Source organism: Prauserella cavernicola, assembly GCF_016595675.1.
Classification (GTDB): Bacteria; Actinomycetota; Actinomycetes; order Mycobacteriales; family Pseudonocardiaceae; genus Prauserella_A; species Prauserella_A cavernicola.
Genome location: NZ_JAENJH010000001.1, coordinates 1,078,252 through 1,099,881, shown reverse-complemented (window position 1 = coordinate 1,099,881; position 21,630 = coordinate 1,078,252). Strand labels below are relative to the sequence as shown.

Annotated in this window: 2 protein-coding genes; both read left to right on the top strand. The window is 74.6% G+C overall.

Annotated features, from left to right (window positions below; all coding sequences use genetic code 11):
• Positions 1-21 precede the first annotated feature (21 nt).
• On the top strand, positions 22-18,375 hold the full coding sequence (locus JHE00_RS05105; protein ID WP_200315210.1) for a non-ribosomal peptide synthetase: 18,354 nt from the start codon (positions 22-24) through the stop codon (positions 18,373-18,375).
• Positions 18,372-21,630 (top strand): non-ribosomal peptide synthetase (locus tag JHE00_RS05100; protein WP_200315208.1); only part of this gene is annotated, 3,259 nt, incomplete at its 3' end. The genes JHE00_RS05105 and JHE00_RS05100, both read left to right, overlap by 4 nt.

Genomic DNA, 21,630 nt, shown 5'->3' with positions numbered 1-21,630 from the left:
ATCTGTGTGGGGGACCAGTCCGTGATCAACCTGACCCGAGCCCAGTCCGGCATCTGGCGGGCGCAGCACGTGGACGAGGGCAACCCGACGTACAACACCGCGGAGTACGTGGACATCCAGGGCGAGCTCGACCGGGATGCCTTCGCCGACGCGGTGACGCGGGTGTTGCAGGAGGCCGACGGGCTGCGTGCTGAGTTCACCACTGGGCCGGACGGACGGCCACGGCAGACACCCCGGGCGCTCACGGGGCGTCCGCTGGTGGTGCTCGACCTGCGGGACCGGACCGATCCGGAGGCGGCGGCGCTGGCGTGGATGCGCGCCGACGTCGCGACCCCGGCCGAGCTCACCGGCGATCGGCTGGTCACCCAGGCGCTGTTGCGGGTCGGTGACGACCGGCACCTGTGGTTCCAGCGGTTCCACCACATCCTGCTCGACGCCTACGGCTTCGCGATGGTGGCGGCGCGGGTGTCCGACGTCTACACGGCACTGGTGAACGGTGAGTCGCCGGGGGACTCACCGTTCGCGCCGCTGGCCGAACTGGTCGACGAGGACACCGCCTACGCCGAGTCGGCCGAGCTCGACCGCGACCGTCGGGTGTGGACGGACCGGCTGGCCGGGCTGGACGAGGTCGCGTCCCTGCGCGAGCGCACCGCGCCGCCCGCGCACACGATCCACCGCGTCGAGGACCGGCTCGGTCCCGAGGTGGGCCGGGCACTCGCCGAGCGTGCGCCACGCGGCGGCTGGACCGAGTTGCTCGTCGCCGCGGCCGCGGCCTGGCTGCACCGGGTGAGCGGAGCGGACGAGGTGGTGCTCGGGCTGCCGGTGATGGGCCGGTTCGGCTCCGTCGCCGCGCGGGTGCCCGCGAGCACCGTCAACGTGCTGCCGCTGCGGCTGGCCACCAGCCCGTGGACCACGATCGCAGAACTGACCGATGCCGTGCGGGCCGAGCTGCGTGCCACGCGGCGGCACCAGCGCTACCGCGGTGAGGACATCCGGCGCGACCTGCGGTTGCTCGGTGATGGCAGGCGGCTGGTGGGGCCGTGGGTCAACCTCAAGCCGTTCGACGCGCCGCTGCGGTTCGGCGCGTGCCAGGGCCGGGCGCACTACCTGGCGGCTGGCGCGGTCGAGGACGTCGCGCTGACGGTCAGCAAGGCCCCGGACGACACGCTGCTGCTGCAGCTCGACGGCAACCCCGACGTCTACGACGAGCGCGAGCTGGCCGCGCACCTGACGGGCTTCACCCGGCTGCTCGGTCAGCTTGTCGAGCGTGGCCCGGACACCCCGCTCGGTGTGCTGGACAACGGATCGCGCGCCCCGCGCCCGCAGGACTCGGACGGCCCTGCCGCCGACGTGCCCGCCGACGGACTGGGCGCGATGTTCGCGCGGCAGGCCGCGGCGACTCCCGACGCGGTGGCACTGGTCGCCGATGGCGGGGAGCTGACCTTCGCCGAGCTGGATGCGCGGGCGGATGCGACGGCGCGCGAACTCGCCGCCCTCGGCGTCGGCGAGGGCGGTCTCGTCGCGGTGTTGCTGCCGCGCTCGGCGGATCTCGTGGCGACCCTGCTCGGCGTGGCCAAGACCGGTGCCGCCTATCTGCCACTGGACCCCGACTTCCCGCGTGCGCGCCTGGAGACGATGCTCGCCGACGCGCGCCCGGCGGTGCTCGTCACCGCGGTCCCGACGGACCTGACCGTCCCCGCGGGGACCCTGTCGCTCACGCCGCCGGAGCGCCCGGGTGCCGTCGAGCCGTTCCCCACGCGGGTGCCGCACGCCGACGCGGCGGCCTACGTCATCTACACCTCCGGCTCCACCGGGCGCCCCAAGGGCGTGGTGGTGTCGTCGGCGAACCTCGTGAACTTCCTGCACGCCATGTCGGCCGAGGTGCCGGTGCGGCCGGGGGAGCGGCTGCTCGCCGTCACCACCGTGGGCTTCGACATCGCGGCGCTCGAGCTGTTCCTGCCCTTGACGAGCGGGGCGACGGTGGTGCTCGCAGACCGGGACCAGACCAGGGACCCGGCTGTGTTGACGACCCTGTTGCGCGACAGCGGTTCCGGCGTCGTCCAGGCAACGCCGTCGCTGTGGACCGCGCTGGTGGACCACGATCCGGAGGCACTGCGCGGCGTGCGGGCATTCGTCGGCGGGGAGCGGTTGCCGGACGCGCTCGCTACCCGGCTGCGTGCCGCGGGCGCGAGCGTGACGAACCTGTACGGACCGACCGAGACCACGATCTGGTCGGCCGTGTGGCATCTCGGACCGGACGATAAGGGCCAGGACCCGCCGGTCGGACGCGGGGTGCTGAACACGCGGCTGCGGGTGCTCGACCGCGCGCTGCACGAGGCCGCCTCCGGCGAGCTCTACCTCGCCGGAGCCGGGGTCGCGCAGGGTTACCTGCACCGCGCGGGCCTCACCGCCACCCGGTTCGTCGCCGACCCGTCGGGCCCCGCGGGTGCGGTGCTGTACCGCACCGGTGACCTCGCGCGGCGCAGGCCGGACGGTGTCGTCGAGGTGCTCGGCCGGGCCGATCACCAGGTAAAGGTGCGGGGGTTCCGGATCGAGCCGGGCGAGGTCGAGGCGGCGCTGCTCGCACAGCCCGGCGTCTCCCGCGCTGTCGTGGTGGCGACCGACGGCGCGCTGGTGGGCTACGTGGTGCCCGGAACGGGTGCGACGCTGGACCCCGCGACGCTCAAGGGCGCGCTCGGCGACGTGCTGCCTGGCTACCTCGTTCCTTCGGCGCTGCTGGTGCTCGACGAGTTTCCGTCCACACCCAACGGCAAGATCGACCGAGCGGCTCTGCCCGCGCCGTCCTTCGGCGCGGACGGTTCGCCGGACAGGGGCGCGACGCCGGAGGAGCAGGTGCTGTGCCGGGTGTTCGCCGAGGTGCTCGGCAGGTCCGGCGTCGGTGTGCGCGACGACCTGTTCGCGCTCGGCGGGCATTCGTTGTCGGCGATGCGCCTGGTGGCCCGCGTACGAGCCGTGCTGGGCGCCGAGATCGCCGTGCGCCAGGTGTTCGACACGCCGACGCCTGCGGGGCTCGCCCGCGTACTCGGCTCCGGCTCTCCCACCCGGCCGTCGCCCGAGCGTGGCGAGGCGGGGGACGGGCCCGTGCCGTTGTCGTTCGCGCAACGGCAACTGTGGTTCCTGCATCGCATGTCAGGCCCCAGCCCCGCCTACAACGTGCCGCTGGTGCTGCGCTTCGACCGCGATCCCGGCGCCGACGTGCTCGCCGAGGCCGTGCGCGACGTCGTCGCCAGGCACGCTGGCCTGCGCACCGTCGTTGCCGAGGGGGACGGCGAGGTGGCCTCCGCCAGGCAGGTGGTACTGGCCGATCCGGAGCGGTGGCCGGAACTCACGCTCGCGGACGGGTCGCCGGAGGCTCGCGTCCGGCACGCGTTCGACCTCGTCTCGGCGCCGCCGGTGCTGTTCGAGTGGTATCGAGGCGAGCGCGCGCTGCTGGTGCTGCTGCACCACATCGTCGCCGACGAGTGGTCGCTCGACCTGCTCACCGCGGACCTCGCGCACGCCTACACGGCGCGTAGCGAGGGCAGGGCACCCGACTGGGAGCAGGCCGGTCCCGGCTACGCCGATGCCTCGGTGTGGCAGGCGCGGCTGCTCGGCGACCCGGCCCACGACGACAGCGTCGGCGGCAGGCAGCTCGCGTACTGGCGCGACCGGCTCGCGGGATTGCCCGAGGAGCTGGCCCTGCCGGCCGACCACGCGCGGCCCGCACATCCCACCGGCGAGGGCGACGCGCTGGCGTTCACCGTCCCCGCCGATCTGCACGACCGGCTCCGCGCGCTGGCCGCGGACGAGGGCGTGAGCCTGTTCATGGTGCTGCACGCCGCGCTGGCCGCGGTGCTCACGCGACTCGGCGCGGGTGAGGACCTGCCGATCGGCGTGCCCTCGGCCGGACGCACCGACGCCGCACTCGACACGGTGGTCGGGTTCTTCGTCAACCCACTGGTGCTGCGCACGGACACCTCCGGCAACCCGACGTTCGCCGAGCTGCTCGGCCGGGTCCGCGACACCGACTTGGCAGCGCTGGCCAACCAGGACCTGCCGTTCGCGCGCCTGGTGGAGGCGCTGAACCCGGTGCGCGCGAGCGCCAGGCACCCGCTGTTCCAGGTGATGCTGGACCTGCGCACCGAGGACGCGGGCGTCGCGGGATTCGGGGACCTGACGCCGCGCCGCGAGCTGATCCGCACCGGCACGGCGAAGTTCGATCTGGCCTTCGCACTGACCGAGCGCGCGGGTGAATCCGGTCTGCACGGCGAGATCGAGTTCAGCACGGAGCTGTTCGAGCACGCGACGATGGAGCGGATCGCCAGGTGGTTCGTGGCGCTGCTGGAGGCGGCCGCCACCGACGCGCACCGTCGGTTGTCGGCGATCGAGGTGCTCTCGCGGTCCGAACTGGACGGTGAACTGAGCAGGGGACGCGGCAGGCACCTGCGACTCGAACCCGAGACCGCGCCGGTGCTCTTCGAACGCCAGGTCGCGCGCGATTCCGCCGCGCCCGCGTTGCTCACCGACGCCGGGGAACTGACCTACGGCGAGCTCAACGCACACGCCAACCGGCTCGCGCACGCGCTGATCGCTCATGGCGCCGGGCCCGAACAACCCGTGGCCGTACTGCTGCCGCGCTCGGCCGAGGTCGTGGTGAGCCTGCTGGCCGTACTCAAGGCGGGCGCGGTGTACCTGCCGGTGGACCCGGACTACCCGGCCGAACGAGTGTCCTTTGTGCTCTCGGATGCCCGGCCGGTACTGGTGATCACCGACCGGGCCAGTGCCGCGCACGCCCCGGAGGGGGTGCCTCGGCTGCTGCTCGACGACGAGCGCACCCTGGCGGATCGGCCGGACACGGACCCCACCGATGCCGATCGGTGCGGGCCTCTGCGACCCGCCCACGCGGCGTATCTGATCTACACGTCCGGATCCACCGGAACGCCCAAGGCCGTGGTCTCCACCCACGAGGGGCTCGCCGGGCTGATCGAGACCTGGGACAGCACGGTCACGGCCGGGCCGGGCACGCGGCACCTGCAGTTCGCGTCGCCGAGCTTCGACATGATGTTCTCGGAACTGGCGATGAGCCTGTTCTCCGGCGGCGCGCTCGCGGTGGTGCCCGCCGAGCAACGGCTCGGGCCCGCGCTCGCGGAGTTCGTGACGCGCCACCGGCTCACCCACATCGACGTGCCGCCCTCGGCGCTCGCCACTGTGCCCGAGGACAGCCTGCCGTCCGGAATGACGGTGATCGTCGGCGCCGATCACTGCCCGCCGACGTTGTTCGCGCGCTGGTCGCCGGACCACCCGATGTTCAACGCCTACGGGCCAACCGAGTCCACGGTGAACTCGACCCTGTGGACGTGCCCGCGCGGCTTCACCCAGGGCACCGTCGCGATCGGCCGCCCCGACGTCGACAAGACGGCCTACGTCCTCGACGCGGCGCTGCGGCCCGTGCCACCGGGCGTCGCGGGGGAGCTGTACCTCGGGGGCGCCGGGCTCGCGCGCGGCTACCTCGGCAGGCCGGACCTGACCTCGGGCCGGTTCGTCGCCGACCCGTTCGGCGAGCCGGGTGCGCGCCTGTACCGCACCGGTGACCTGGTGCGCTGGACGGCCGACGACCAGATCGAGATGTTCGGCCGGATCGACGACCAGGTGAAGATCCGCGGCTTCCGGGTGGAGCCCGCCGAGATCGAGGCCGCGGTGCTGGCCGATCCCGCGGTGGCCGAGGCGGTGGCGGTCGCACTCGACAGCGACGGTTCCGACCACTCCGCCACGCAGCTGGTCTGTTACGTGGTGCCCGCGCCAGGACGAGACGTCGACCCTGGCGCGCTGCGGCACCGGGCCACCGCGACGCTGCCCGCCCACGAGGTGCCCTCGGCGTTCGTCGTCCTCGACGCGCTTCCGTTGCTGCCCAACCAGAAGGTGGACCGCCGCGCGCTGCCCGCGCCCGACCGTTCCTCCCTCGTCGGAGGCACTGCGCCGAGGACCCCGGCGGAGGCGTCGCTGTGCCGCTTGTTCGCCGACGTGCTCGGGCTGCCCGAGACGGGCATCGACGACGACTTCTTCGCCCTCGGCGGGCATTCGTTGCTCGCTACGCGGCTGCTCACGCGCGCCCGAGCCGAACTGGGCCTCGAACTGACGCTGCGGGACGTGTTCACGTCACCCACCGTGCGCGGGCTCAGCGCGTCGGCGGGTACCGCCGCGCGGACCGGGCCCCGGCCGGGGCCCCGGCCGGACCCACTGCCGTTGTCGCCGGCGCAGCACCGGTTGTGGCTCGCCGACCGGCTCGACGGCGGTGCGACCTACAACGTCGCGGTGGCGGTGAACCTGCGCGGCCGGCTCGACACCGGGACGCTGCGCGCGGCCGTGACCGATGTGCTCACCAGGCACGAGGTGCTGCGCACGCTGTACCCGGTGCGGGACGGGACTCCCGGTCAGCACGTGCTGCCAGCCGACGACGCGCGGCTCGCCGGATGCGTCCACGTCCACGGCGCTGAGGACGGGCTCGACCAGGCCGCGGCCTACCGATTCGACCTGGAGTCCGAGCCGCCGCTGCGGGTGGGACTGTGGCACACCGGACCCGATGAGCACACGGTGCTGCTGCTGGCACACCACATCGCGTGCGACGAGTGGTCGATGGGGCCGTTGCTCGGCGACCTCGCCCGTGCCTACGGCGCCCGGGCCGAGGGCACCGCGCCGGACTGGGAACCGCTGCCCGTGCAGTACGCCGACTACACGACGTGGCACCACGAGGTGCTCGGCGACCCCGCCGACCCGGCGAGCCCGCTCGCCGAGCAGACCGCGTACTGGGCCGAACGGCTCGACGAGCTCCCGGTGGAGCACGACCTCCCGTTCGCGGCGCCGACCGACGGCGATCCGAGCGAGGGCGCCTACCACGATCTCCGGCTGAGCCCTGCCGTCGCGAGGGGCGTGCGGCGGCTCGCCTCGGCGACCGGCACCACCCCGTTCATGGTGCTGCGAGCCGCGACCGCCGCGGTGCTCAGCAGGCTCGGCGCGGGGACGGACCTGCCGCTGGGCACGGTGACGGCGGGCCGGTCGGACGCGGCGCTCGACGAGCTCGTCGGCTTCTTCGTCAACACGCTCGTGCTGCGCACCGACGTCACCGGGAACCCGGCGTTCACCGAGCTGCTGGGCCGCGTGCGCGACACCGACCTGGAGGCCTACGCTCACCAGGACGTGCCGCTGGACCAACTGGTCGACGCGCTCGGCCTGCGCAGGGCCGACCCCGCCGCGGCCGTGCCGCGCGTACTTCTCGTGCACCGCGACGAGGTCGTCGCACCGCACTGGGGGCAGCTCACCGCCGAGGCGGCCCCGCTGCGCACCCCGACGGCGAAGTTCGACCTGACGCTGGTGTTCGCCGGCACCGGCGACCGGCTCGACGTCACGATCAACTACCGCACCACGCTGTTCACCGCGGACGGCGCCGCGCGGCTCGGCGAGTTCCTCACCCGGTTTCTGGAGTCCGTTGTGGACGATCCGGAGCGCGGGATCGGTGCGGTGCAGCTGCTCGGCGAACCCGAGCTCGCCCGGCTCGCCGAGCGCAACGCCACCGGCGCCGCCGGATCTCGCCGGGCGCCCGACGAGCTGTTCCGCGATCAGGCCGCGCGCACACCCGGCGCCGTGGCGCTCGTGCGGGATGGCACGCGGCTGACCTACGCGGAGCTGGATGCCAGGGCCGACGCGCTCGCCCGGCGGCTCGCGGCGGCGGGAGCGGGACCGGAGACGGTCGTGGCGCTGGCTCTGCCGCGCTGTGCGGAGCTGGTCGTGGCCACGCTCGCGGTGCTGCGCTGCGGTGCCGCGTACCTGCCGCTGCAACCGGACCAGCCCGCGACGCGCACGGCGGAGCTGCTGCGGCAGTCGGCGGCCGCGCTGGTGCTCGCTCGTTCGGGCGAGGCACCACCCGCAGGGGACCTGCCCGTGCTGGCGGTAGACGAGGACGTGCGGCCGCCGGAGGTCGCGCTGCCGGACGCGGATCCCGCGCGCCTGGCCTACGTGATGTTCACGTCCGGCTCCACCGGCGTGCCCAAGGGCGTTGCCGTGACGGGCGCGGACATCACGGCGCTCGCCACCGACAGCCGGTTCCGCGGGGGCGCGCACGAGCGGGTGCTGCTGCACTCGCCCTACTCCTTCGACGCGGCGACCTACGAGCTGTGGGTGCCGCTGTTGTCCGGCGGGCAGGTCGTGCTCGCACCCGAGGGCAGGCTCGACACCGCCACCCTGGGCACGCTGCTGAGCGAGTACGGCGTCACGGCGCTGTGGCTCACCGCGGGCCTGTTCTCCGTGGTCGCCGAGGAGTCGCCCGAGACGTTGCGTGGGGTCCGCGAGGTCTGGACGGGCGGCGACGTCGTGCCGCCGCCCGCCGTGCGACGGGTCCTCACCGCGGCACCCGGGATCACCGTGGTCAACGGCTACGGCCCGACCGAGACCACCACGTTCGCCACGGCGCACGCGATGGCCGCGGGTGAGCGACCCGCGACGGTGACGCCGATCGGCCGCCCGCTCGACGGGATGCGCGCACACGTGCTCGACGCCGCGCTGCGGCCGGTGCCCGACGGTGTCGCGGGGGAGTTGTACCTGGCGGGCGCGGGGCTCGCCCGCGGGTACCTCGGCAGGCCGGGGCTGACCGCGGAGCGGTTCGTGGCCGACCCGTTCGGCGAGCCTGGCGAGCGCTGCTACCGCACGGGCGACCTCGCGCGCCGGCGGGCCGACGGCGCGCTCGAGTTCGCCGGACGCGCGGACTCCCAGGTGAAGATCCGCGGCTTCCGGATCGAACCGGGCGAGGTGGAGGCCGCACTCGCCGGACACCCGGACGTCACGGCCGCCGTCGTGCTGGCCCGGCCCGACCACGCGGGACAGCCGCGCCTGCTCGCCTACGTGACCGGGACCGCCGGTGAGGACGTGCTCGCCGCGCACGCGCGGTCGGTGCTGCCGCCGCAGCTCGTCCCGTCCGCGATCGTGGCGCTGGCCGCGTTCCCGTTGACCCGCAACGGAAAGCTCGACCGCGCCGCATTGCCGGAACCGGCCACCGGGCCCGCCCGTCGCACCGCGCCGCGCACCGAGCGCGAGGAGCTGCTGTGCGGGCTGTTCGCCGAACTGCTCGGGACAGCCGAGGTCGGGGTGGACGAGGACTTCTTCGCCTCGGGCGGGCATTCGCTGCTCGCGATCCGGCTCGTGTCGCGACTGCGGGCGCTGCTGGGTGCCGAGGTCTCCGTGCGCACGGTGTTCGAGGCTCCGACCGTGGCCGCGCTCGCGCGGCGCCTCGGTGTCCAGGGCCGCGGTCGTCCCGCGCTCGAGCGTCGGCCCCGGCCGGAACGCACGCCGCTGTCCTTCGCGCAGCAGCGGCTGTGGTTCCTGCACCAGCTGGAGGGACGGACGCCCGCCTACAACGTGCCCGTGGTGCTGCGCCTGTCCGGCACCCTGGAGCGCGAGGCGCTGCACGCCGCGCTGCGGGATGTGCTGGCCCGGCACGAGAGTCTGCGCACGACCTTCCCCGACGACGACGGCGTGCCCCGTCAGGACGTGGTCGCCGTCGAGAGCGTCGAGCTGGCCGTCCCGGAGGTCCGGGTCGCGCCGGAGGAGCTCGCCGATGAGCTGGAGCACGCCGCCCGTCGCGCGGTGCCGCTGACGGACGGAATCCCCGTGGTGGCCACGCTGTTCACCACCGGGGAGCGCGAGCACACGCTCCTGCTCGTGGCGCACCACATCGTCGCCGACGAGTGGTCGCTGCGCCCGCTCGTCGACGACCTGGCCGCCGCGTACCGCGCACGGGTCGCGGGGGACCGTCCGCAGTGGACCGCGCTGCCCGTCCAGTACGCCGACTACGCGCTCTGGCAACGCACCGCGCTCGGCGACGCCGCCGATCCCGGCAGCGAGCTCGCCGGCCAGGTCCGCTACTGGCGCGAGCGGCTCGCCGGACTGCCCGACGAGCTGGAACTGCCGGGCGCCCGGCCCCGCCCCGACACGCCCGGCTACCGCGGTGAGACCGCGGAGTTCCGGGTCCCGCCCGAGCTGGCCGCGCGGCTGCGGGAGTTCGCACACCAGCACTCCTCGAGCGTGTTCATGGTCTGCCAGAGCGTCGTCGCCGCACTGCTCGCCAAGCTCGGAGCCGGCGACGACGTCCCGCTGGGCACCCCGGTGGCCGGCCGCGACGACGACGCACTCGCCGACCTGATCGGCTTCTTCGTCAACACCCTGGTGCTGCGCAACGACCTCACGGGCGATCCGAGCCTCACCGAGCTGACCGGCCGGGCCCGGCGCACCGTGCTGGAGGCGCTCGACCACGCCGACGTGCCGTTCGAGCAGCTGGTGGACGAACTGCGCCCGCAGCGCTCGCTCTCGCGTCATCCGCTGTTCCAGGTACTGGTGTCCTACCAGCGCCGCGACGGGAACCCGCCCGATCTCCCCGGGCTGAACGCCGAGCTGGACCTGGTGGACACCGGCACGGCCAAGTTCGACCTGACGTTCGCGGTCGTCGACGACCCGGAACGCGGTGTGGACGCCGCCGTCGTCGCCGACGCGGACCTCTTCGCCGACGGCACCGCGGCCGAGCTGGCGCGGCGCTGGGAGTCCCTGCTCGCCGCGATGCTCGCGGAGCCGGACGCGCCGCTGTCGCGGTTCGACGTGCTCATCGGCGACGAGCGCGACCTCGTGCTCGGCGGTTGGGCGGGAGACGACGGGACCGTGGACACTGTGGACGGTGCGCCGCTGGCCGCGCTGTTCGAAGAGATCGCCGCCCGCACACCCGACGCGCCCGCGATCCACACCGCGACCACCGTGCTGAGCTACGGCGAGCTCAACGCCCGCGCCAACCGGCTCGCGCGCCTGCTGGTGAGCCGGGGAGCCCGCGCCGAGCGCCTGGTGGGCATCGGCCTGCCGCGCACGCCCGAGCTGCTGGTGGCCGTGCTCGCCGTGCTCAAGGCGGGTGCGGCCTACCTGCCGCTCGACCCCGCCTACCCGGCGAGGCGGCTGGAGTTCATGGTCACCGACGCCGATCCGGTGCTGGTGCTCACCACCGACGCGGCGGCGCTGCCCGAGCCCGTTCCGGTGCTGCGGCTGGACGACGCGGACACCGCGGGGTTCTCCGCGGACGATCTGACCGACGCCGACCGCGCGCTGCCCGCGCACCCGGACCACCCGGCGTACGCGATCTACACCTCCGGCTCCACCGGTGTGCCCAAGGGCGTCGTGGTGCCCCAGCGTGCGGTGGCGCGGCTGGCGGCGTGGGCCGAGGCGGAGCTGGGGCCGGAGGTGTTGCGGCGCCTGCTGGCGTCCACGTCGCTGAACTTCGACGTGTCCGTGTTCGAGCTGTTCGCGCCGCTGCTCACCGGCGGCTCGATCGAGCTGACCAGCGATCTGCTGGAACCGGCTCGCGACCCGGAACGGGGCTGGGCTCCCAGCGCCGTGAGCGGTGTGCCGTCCGTGCTGGACGCGCTGCTGGGCACCGGGGACCTGAGCCTCGACACCGGACTGGTGGTGCCCGCGGGTGAGGCGCTCGGCGCCGGGCTGCTGCGCCGGATCCGGGACGTGCTGCCCGGTGCGGCGGTGGTCAACGCCTACGGGCCGACCGAGGCGACGGTCTACGCCACGGCCTGGCGTGACCACGGAGGCGACCACGGCGTGCCGCCGATCGGCAGGCCGATCGGCGGCACCAGGGTCCGCGTGCTCGACGCCGGGCTCGTGCCGGTGCCGCCCGGCGTGCCGGGGGAGCTGTACCTGGGCGGTGCACGGCTCGCGCGTGGCTACCTGGGCCGGAGTGGCCTCACCGCGGACCGGTTCGTCGCCGACCCGTTCTCCGGTGCGGGGGCGCGCATGTACCGCACGGGTGACCGGGTCCGTTGGCGCGCCGACGGGCAGCTGGAGTTCCTCGGCAGGGCCGACGACCAGGTGAAGCTGCGCGGGTTCCGGATCGAGCTCGGCGAGGTGGAGTCGGTGCTGCGCACCGCGCCAGGGGTGGGCACGTGCGCCGTCGTCGTCCGCGAGGACGAGGGCGAGCGCAGGCTGGTCGCCTACCTCGTTCCGGCCCGCGACACCGCGCCCGACCAGGACGCCGTGCGTGCGCACGTCGCCGCCGCGCTGCCCGAGTACATGGTGCCCACTTCCCACGTGGTGCTCGATGCCCTGCCGCTGGGCGCCACCGGCAAACTCGAGCGCGCGGCGCTGCCCGCGCCCGAACGCCCCGCGTCCGCCTACCGCGCGCCCGCGTCGGTGGCCGAGGTGACGCTGGCCGGGCTGATCGGCGATCTGCTCGGGCTGGAGCGGGTGGGGCTGGACGACGACTTCTTCGCTCTCGGCGGCGACAGCATCGTGTCGATCCAGCTCGTCAGCCGCGCCCGTGCGGCGGGCCTGCGCGTGCGTCCCCGCGACGTCTTCGAGCGGCCCACCGTGGCGGCGCTGGCCGCGGTCGCCGAGCACACGCCCGTGGCGCGGCGCGCGGACTCGGGAACCGGCACAGTGCCGCCGACCCCGATGTCGGGCTGGCTGGCCGAACGCGGCGGCGATCCGCGGTCCTTCGCCCAGCACGCGGTGGTCCACACCCCGGCGGCGCTCGACCTGCCGGGGCTGCGACGGCTGGTCACCGCGCTGCTGAACTCCCACGACGCACTGCGCGCGACGTGGGACCCCGAGGGTGGCACGCTCACGGTGGCGCCCGGCCCGGTGCCGGACGTCGACGCGCTGGTCCGCAGGGTCGACGCGACCGGGACCGACCTGGCCACGCTCGTCGCGAGGGAACACGAGGCCGCGCTGGCGGAGCTGGACCCCGAGCGCGGCCACGTCGCGCGGTTCGTCTGGCTGGATCGCGGTGAGCGTCCCGGCCGGTTGCTCGCGGTGATCCACCACCTCGTCGTCGACGGGGTGTCGTGGCGGATCCTGCTCTCCGACCTGGCCGCGGCGTGGCGCTCGGCCGAGCCCGCGCCCGTCGCCACGTCGCTGCGGGCGTGGGCGGAGTCGTTGTCCGCCAGGGACTTCTCGGCCGAGCTGCCGTACTGGCGGGAACTGCTCGGCGTCGAGGCGCCGCTCGGGCGGCGCGCCCTCGACCCGGAGCGCGACACGGTCGCCACGACCGCGCACGTGTGGCGTGAGCTGCCCACCGAGGCCACCGCCGCGCTGCTGACCAGCGTCGCCTCGGCCTGGCACGCGCGGCTGCCGGAGGTGCTGCTCTCGGCGCTCGCCCTCGCCGTCGCGCGCTGGCGTGGCGGCGACGACCCCGTCCGCGTCGCCGTCGAGGGGCACGGCCGCGAGGCCGACGACCTCGACCGCACAGTCGGCTGGTTCACCAGCCTGTATCCGGTATCGCTGGACCTGCGGGGCGTCGACGTCGGCGCGGCGTTGTCGGCCACGGCCGAGACCGCCCGCGCCGTGGACCGCGTGAAGCAGCGGTTGCGCGGGCTGCCCTCGGGCGGCACCGGGTTCGGCGTGCTGCGTTACCTGCGCCGAGAACCGGAACTCGTGGCGGCGCCGCTGCCGCAGCTCTCGTTCAACTACCTCGGCCGCATCGGCGCCGGGTCGAGCGGCGGGGACTGGACACCCGCGCCCGAGCCGGGAGCGGGCGACGGTGTGCCACCGAGCCTGGCGGCCGCCGCGGTGCTCGACGTCAACGCCTCCACGGTGGACACTCCCGACGGGCCGAAGCTGACGGTGCGCTGGACGTTCCCGCGCGACGTTCTCGACACCGCCGAGGTGGAACGGCTCGCCGACGGGTGGTTCGCCGCGCTGGGCGCTCTGTCCGACGCCGCGGCGTCACCGGAGCTCGCCCGCCGCGGTCCCGCCGACTTCCCACTGCTCGCACCGACCGAGGGCGAGGCGGCCGAGCTGCACGCCGTGGTGCCCGCGAACGCCGAGGTGTGGCCGCTGACTCCGCTGCAGCGCGGCCTGCTCTTCCACGCGCTGTTCGACGGCGCCGAGAACACCGAGAACGCCGAGTTGGACGTCTACACCGTGCAGCTGGCGCTGACGCTCTCCGGAGGTGTGGATGCGCCGCGGCTGCGCTCCGCCGCCCAGGACGTGCTCGACGCCAACCCCGCGTTGCGGGCCACGTTCCGGCAGCTCGACTCCGGCACGGCCGTGCAGGTGATTCCCGCGCGGATGCCGGTCGCCTGGGCGGAAGCGGACCTCACCGCGTCCGGGGACGCGGAGGCGGAGCTGGCCGCGCTGCTGCGAGCGGACCGCGCCCGGCGCTTCGACCTGGAGCACGGTCCGCTGCTGCGGTTCCTGCTCGTGCGGCTCGGTGAGCACGACCACCGGCTGGTGCTCACGAGCCATCACCTGGTCACCGACGGCTGGTCCAACCCGCTGCTGGTCGGCGAGCTGCTCAGTCGCTACGCGGGTGGGCCAGCGCCGAGGCGGCGTCCCTACCAGGACTACCTGGCGTGGCTGTCCGAACAGGACACCGGAGCCGCCCGCGAGGCGTGGGCTGATGGATTGTCCGGGATGGACGGTCCGGCACTGCTGGCCCCGCCCGACCCCACCCGGGTTCCCGTGGTGCCCGAGGAGGCCGAGCTGGTGCTGCCGGAGCGGGCCACGGCCGCGCTGACGGCGCTCGCGCGACGCTGCGGCGTCACGCTCAGCACCGTGCTCCAGACCGCGTGGGGTCTGACGCTCGGCAGGCTCACCGGCACCTCGGACGTCGTGTTCGGCACCGTCGTGTCCGGCCGCCCGCCGGAGCTGACCGGGGTGGAGTCGATGCTCGGCCTGTTCGTCAACACCGTGCCCGTGCGAGTGCGGGCCGGCGAGCGCGGCACCGTGGCCGATCTGCTCACGCGGGTGCACCGGGAACAGGCGGCGCTGCTGGAGCATCACCACCTCGGCCTGGGCGACATCCAGCGCGCGACCGGTGGCACGGAGCTGTTCGACACGCTGCTGGTGGTGGAGAACTACCCGGTCGATCCGGCGCAGGGCCGCGAGGCGGGCGGGTTGTCCGTCGGCGGGGTGACCGGGCAGGACGCCACGCACTACCCGCTGAGCATCCTCGCCGCGACCGACGGTCCGGCGCTGCGGCTGCTCGTGAAGCACCGGCCCGATCTGGTTCCCGCCGAGCGGGCCTCGGCGATCGCCGCGAGCCTGCGTGGGGTGCTGGAACAGCTGGCCGCGGACCCTGACGGGCCGGTGCACCGCGTCGCGCTCGCCGCGGAACCCGAACGCGGCGGGGCCGAGGTGGCCGTGCCGGACACGGGGCTGGCGGGCCTGTTCGCCGAGCAGGTGCGCCTGCGGCCCGACGACGTCGCGCTCGTCGCGGGCACCCAGCGGCTCAGCTACGCCGAACTGGACGCCCGCGCCCGCGCGCTCGCGGCTCGCCTGGCCTCCCACGGCGCCGGAGCCGAGCACCTCGTCGCGCTGCTGCTGCCGCGCACGGCCGACTACGTGACCGCGGTGCTCGCGGTGTCGATGACGGGTGCCGCGTTCCTGCCGGTGGATCCGGACTATCCGGCCGAGCGGATCGAGCTGATGCTGGCCGACGCCCGGCCGTCGCTGGTGCTCACGACCGTGGGATCGGCGGCGCCGCCCGCCGGCGCCCCCGTGCTGCGGGTCGACGAGGAGACAACCGACGTGCGGCACTGGCCGGGGCCGGAACCGTCCACAGGGGACGCTCTGGCGTACGTCGTCTACACGTCGGGCTCGACCGGCCGCCCCAAGGGGGTCGCGGTGTCGTCGGGCGCGCTGGCCAACCTGGTCGCCGCGCACCGGCGCACGCTGTTCGCGCCCGCCGTCCAGCGGGCGGGCCGCGACCGGCTGCGGGTGGCGCACCTGGCGTCGTTCTCGTTCGACGCCGCGCTCAACCCGGTGCTGTGGATGGTCGCAGGACACGAGTTGTGGCTGGCCGACGAGCAGGCCCGGCGCGACCCCGAGCTGCTCGCCAAGGTCTTCGCCGACGAGACCGTCGACGTGTTCCAGGCGACGCCGTCGCAGGTAGAACCGTTGCTGGACACCGGAATGCTCGAGCACAACGCCCACCGGCCCGCGCTCGTCGCACTCGGCGGTGAGCCGGTGCCGCAGGCGCTGTGGGACCGGCTGGCCGCGGCGCCGGACACGACGGGCGTGAACCTCTACGGGCCGGCCGAGTCCACAGTGGACGTGCTGAGCGCGCCCATCGTCGCGGGCACGGCGCCGGTGCTGGGCGGGCCGGTGGCCAACATGCGGGTGCGGCTGCTCGACCACGGGCTCCGGCCCGTTCCGGACGGCGCACCGGGGGAGCTCTACCTCGAGGGGCCGCAGCTGGCGCGCGGGTATCTCGGCAGGCCGGGGCTCACCGCGGAGCGCTTCGTCGCGGCGCCCGGCGGCACGCGCCGCTACCGCACCGGCGATCTCGCTCGCCGTGACGAACACGGCGAGCTGGAGTTCCTCGGCCGCGCCGACCGCCAGGTGAAGATCAGGGGACACCGGATCGAGCCGGGCGAGATCGAGGCCGTGCTCGGCGCGCATCCGGCGGTCGCGCGGTGCGCGGTCGTGCCCCGCGAGGACCGGCCCGGCGCGCGTCGGCTCGTCGGTTACGTCGTCGCCGAACCCGGTGCCGACACCGGCCCCGGCACGCTGCGTGAGTACCTGGCCGCCCGGCTGCCCGGTTACCTGGTGCCCGCCGTGCTGACCCGGATCGACGAGCTTCCGCTGGGGCCCAACGGAAAGCTCGACACCGACCGGTTGCCCGAACCCGACCTGGAGTCCCAGACCGGCTCCGCCGCACCGCGCGACGAACGGGAGCGAGCGCTCGCCGAGCTGTACGCGGAGCTGCTGCGGGTGCCGACCGCGGGTGTCCACGACGGATTCCTCGAACTGGGCGGCGACAGCATCCTGGCGATCCAGCTGGTGGGCCGCGCGCGCTCGGCCGGGCTGCGGATCACGCCACGGCAGGTGTTCGAGCACGGCACACCCGCCGGGCTGGCCGCCGTCGCGGGCTCGACGCGGACCGCGCACGGCCAGGACGATCCCGACGGCGTCGGCTCGCTGCCGCTGACCCCGATCATGCTGCGGCTGCTGGAACGCGGCGGCCCGATCGGCCGGTTCTGCCAGTCGATGCTGGTGCGCCTGCCCACTGGCGCCGACCGCGAGCGGCTGACCGCGGCGCTGCAGGCCGTACTGGACCGGCACGACGCACTGCGCGCCCGGCTCGACACCGGTTCTCGGCCGCCGCTGCTGCGGGTCGAGTCGCCGACGCCCGGTCTGGCCGCCGAGTTGCTGGACGCGTCCCAGGCGAGCACGGATCTCGAGGCGAGTGCTGCCGAGCAGCTGGAGCGCGCGGCCGACTCGCTCGACCCCGAGGCGGGGCGGCTCGCCCGGTTCGTGTGGCTCGCCCCGGATCACCTGTTGCTCGTGGTGCACCACCTGGTGGTGGACGGCGTGTCGTGGCGGATCCTGCTCGCCGACCTCGCCGCCGCGTGGCACGCGCTCGCCCAGGGATCGACGCCCGCGCTGGAGCCCGTGCCGACGTCGTTGCGGCGGTGGGCCGGCCTGCTCTCCGCCGAGGCGACGGCGAGCAGGCGCACCGGCGAACTCGGGCACTGGACGGAGACGCTGCGCGGAACCGATCCCGTGCGGGCGCGGCGGCTCGATCCCCGCCGCGACACCGTTGGCGCCGCGCGGGGCCTGGTGCGGCGGCTGTCGCCGGAACGAACGCGGCCGTTGCTCGACAGCGTGGCTCCCGCGTTCCACGCCGGAGTCCACGAGGTGCTGCTGGCCGGGCTCGTGCTGGGCCTCGCCGACCTGAGCGGCGACGCGGTGCTGGTGGAGGTCGAGGGGCACGGCCGGGCCGAGCTGAGCGGGCCGTCCGGGGAGACGGACCTGTCGCGCACCGTCGGCTGGTTCACCAGCGCGCATCCGGTGCGCGTCGAGCTGGCCGGTCTCGACGTCACCGGAGCCCGTGCCGGCGGCCCCGCCGCGGGCGACGCGCTCAAGCTGGTGAAGGAGACCGTGCGGGCGGTGCCCGGCGATGCGCTCGGATACGGCCTGCTGCGCTACCTCAATCCGGGCACGCGGCTCGACCGCCTGCCAGGGCCGGGAATCACGTTCAACTACCTGGGCCGCCTCGACGCGGGGGCACCGGCCGACGCGCCGTGGTCTCCCGTCTCGGCCGGGCTGGGCGGCACCGCGGACCCGAGTCTGCCGCTCGCGACGGGACTCACCGTCAACCTCTCCGTCGTCCCCGGCCGGGATGGGCCGGAGCTGGCCGTGCACTGGGTGTTCGCGCCGGGACTGTGGGGCGCCGACGAGGTGGGGGCGCTCACCGAGCGCTGGTTCGCCGCGCTCGACGGGCTCGCCGCGCACACCGCCGATCCGGACGCGGGCGGGCACACGCCATCGGACGTGCCGCTCGTTTCCCTGAGCCAGGACCAGATCGAGATGTTGGAGAACAACTGGAGGGCACGATGACCACGCGGTCGCGCATCCAGGACATCCTGCCTGCCGCGCCCCTGCAGCAGGGGCTGGTGTTCCATGCCATGTACGACGAGTCCGGCGCCGATCTCTACACGGTGCAGCTCACGCTCGACCTGCGCGGCCCGCTCGACGCGGCCCGGTTGCGCGCGGCCGCGACGGCGTTGCTGCGCAGGCATCCCAACCTGCGCGTCGCCTTCTGGCACGAGGGCCTCGACCAGCTGGTGCAGGTGGTGCCAGCGGACGTGGACCTGGAGTGGCGGGACGAGGACCTCGCCACTCTGCCGCACTCTGAGCGGGACGTCGAGGCGCGACGGCTCGCCGACGCCGACCGTGGCCGCCGGTTCGACCCGGCGACGCCGCCGTTGCTGCGGTTCACCCTCATCCGGCTGGCAGAAGGGGAACACCGGCTGCTGCTGACGCACCACCACGTGCTGCTCGACGGCTGGTCGGTGCCGCTGCTGGTGCGGGAGCTGCTCGCTCTCTACGACACTGACGGCGATGCCTCCGGGTTGCCGTCGGTGCGCCCGTACCGCGACTACCTCGCCTGGCTCGCCGGGCAGGACGCCGGAGCAGCGCGGACCGCCTGGCGGGAGGCGCTGGCCGGGGTCGGCGAGGCGACGCTGATCGCACCGGCGGCCGCAGCGACACCGGTGGAGCCGCCGCGGCGGCACTCCGTCGAGCTGGACGAGACCACCACGGCGGCGCTGCTCGCGTTGGCACGCAGGGAAGGCGTCACATTCAGCACGGTGGTGCAGGCCGCGTGGGCCGTGCTGCTCGGTGCGCTCACCGACCGCGACGACGTGGTGTTCGGCGGCGTGGTCTCGGGCCGCCCCGCCGACCTCGCCGGGGTCGAGTCGATGATCGGGCTGTTCGCCAACACCGTCCCGGTGCGCATCCGGCCGAGGCCGGGAGAGGGCTTCTCCGCACTGCTGCGCCGGGTGTTCACCGAGCAGAACGCGCTGCTCGACCACCAGCACGTCGGGCTGGCCGAGATCCAGAGCGAGGTGGGCGCGGGGGCGCTGTTCGACACGCTCGTGGTGGTGGAGAACTTCCCCGTGGACGCCCTGGACGCGGGGGATGCCGGGGCCAGCACGGACAGCGGCGCGGGGCCGGAGCTGGCCGCGATCTCCGGCAGCGACGCCACGCACTACCCGCTCACCCTCATCGCCCAGCCCGGCACGGCGCTGCACCTCGGACTGCTGTACCTGCCGGACCGGCTCGCCGAGCGGACGGTGCGCACACTCGGCGACCGGTTGCTGCGACTGCTCGCCGAGCTCGCCTCCGACGCGGCGCGGCCGCTCGCGGCGCTCGACCTGCTCACCGCGGACGAACGCGCCACACTCATGCCGCGACGCGAGCGCGCACCCGAGGGCCCGACCGTGCCCGCACGGATCGCGGCGCACGTCGCCGCCACACCCGGGGCGATCGCGGTGTCCGACGGCGAGACCGCGCTCACCTACGCCGAGCTGGACGAGCGCTCGGCCCGGGTGGCCGCGACGCTCGCGGCGCGGGGTGTTGGCAGGGAGGACCTCGTCGCGGTGGTGCTGCCGCGCGGCGCGGACACGATCGTCGCGCTGCTGGGGGTGCTGCGGGCCGGAGCCGCGTACGTGCCCATCGACCCGGCGTATCCGGCCGAGCGCATCGGGCTGACCCTCGACGACGCCAGGCCCGTCACCATCCTCACGGACTCCGCGACCGAGCGGGTGCTGCCCCCGCAGCCGGACCGGCTGCTCGTCGACCGGCTCACCGGCACGGACGAGCACCGCGGCGAGCCCGCGCCCGGCGATGCCGCCTACATCATCTACACGTCGGGCTCCACCGGCAGGCCCAAGGGCGTGGTGGTGACCCACCACAACGTCTCCCGGCTGCTGGACACCACCCGCGAGCTGTTCCACTTCGGACCGGACGACGTGTGGAGCTGGTTCCACTCCTACGCCTTCGACTTCTCGGTGTGGGAGATCTGGGGCGCGCTCTGCCACGGCGGACGGCTCGTGGTGGTCCCGCAGACCGTCACGCGCTCGCCGCGTGAGCTGCTGGCGCTGCTGACCGCCGAGCGGGTCACGGTGCTGAACCAGACGCCGTCGGCGTTCGCCGCCCTGTGCCAGGCCGACGAGGACCGGGAGGACGAACCCGGCGCCAAGCTGGCACTGCGCTACGTCGTCTTCGGTGGCGAGGCGCTCGACGAGCGCAGGCTCGCCGGCTGGTTCGACCGTCACCCGGACACCGCGCCCGTGCTGGTGAACATGTACGGGATCACCGAGACCACCGTGCACGTCACCCACACCGAGTTGCGCGCGGCGGGCGGTGCGGACACCGCGGGCATCGGCGTCGCGCTGCCGGACCTGCGGGTGCACGTGCTCGACCACGCGCTGCGGCCGGTGCCACCCGGCGCGGTGGGGGAGATCCACGTCGGCGGGCCCGGCGTCGCGAGGGGCTACCTCGGCAGCGCGGCGCTGACGGCGCAGCGGTTCGTCGCCGACCCGTTCGGGCCGCCCGGTTCGGTGCTCTACCGCAGCGGCGATCGCGCGCGGCCACGCGCCGACGGCACGCTCGACTACCTCGGCAGAGCCGATCACCAAGTGCAGATTCGCGGGTTCCGCGTCGAGCCCGGTGAGGTCCGTGCGGCACTCACCGCGCACCCGGCCGTCACCTCCGCCGAGGTGCTCGCCAGGCCCGGCCCGGACGGGGACACCCGGCTGCTGGCCTACGTCGTGCTCGACGGCTCACCCGAGCCGCCCCTGCACGACCATCTCGCCGCGCGCCTGCCCGCGCACCTCGTGCCGTCGGCGATCGTCGAGGTGGCCGAGTTCCCGTTGACGCCCCACGGAAAGCTCGATGTCGCCGCGCTGCCGGAGCCGAGCGCCCGCAGTGCGGGCCGTGACCCGCGCGGGCCGGCCGAAGAACTCGTCGCGGCCGCCGTCGCGGACGTTCTCGGTATCGACTCGGTCGGCGCCGACGACGACTTCTTCGCCCTCGGCGGGCATTCGCTGCTCGCCATCCGGCTCGCCTCCCGCCTGCGGTCCCGGCTCGGTGTGGACGTCTCGGTGCGCGCGATCTTCGAGCACCCGACCGTGGCCGCGCTCGCGACGCTGACCGGCACCGCGTCGGCCGCGCGGCCGGCGTTGGTGGCGGGGGTGCGGCCTGAGGTGGTGCCGGTGTCGTTCGCGCAGCGGCGGTTGTGGTTCCTGGATCGGTTGGAGGGTCTGGGTTCGGCGTACAACGTGCCGTTGGTGGCGCGGATGCGGGGCG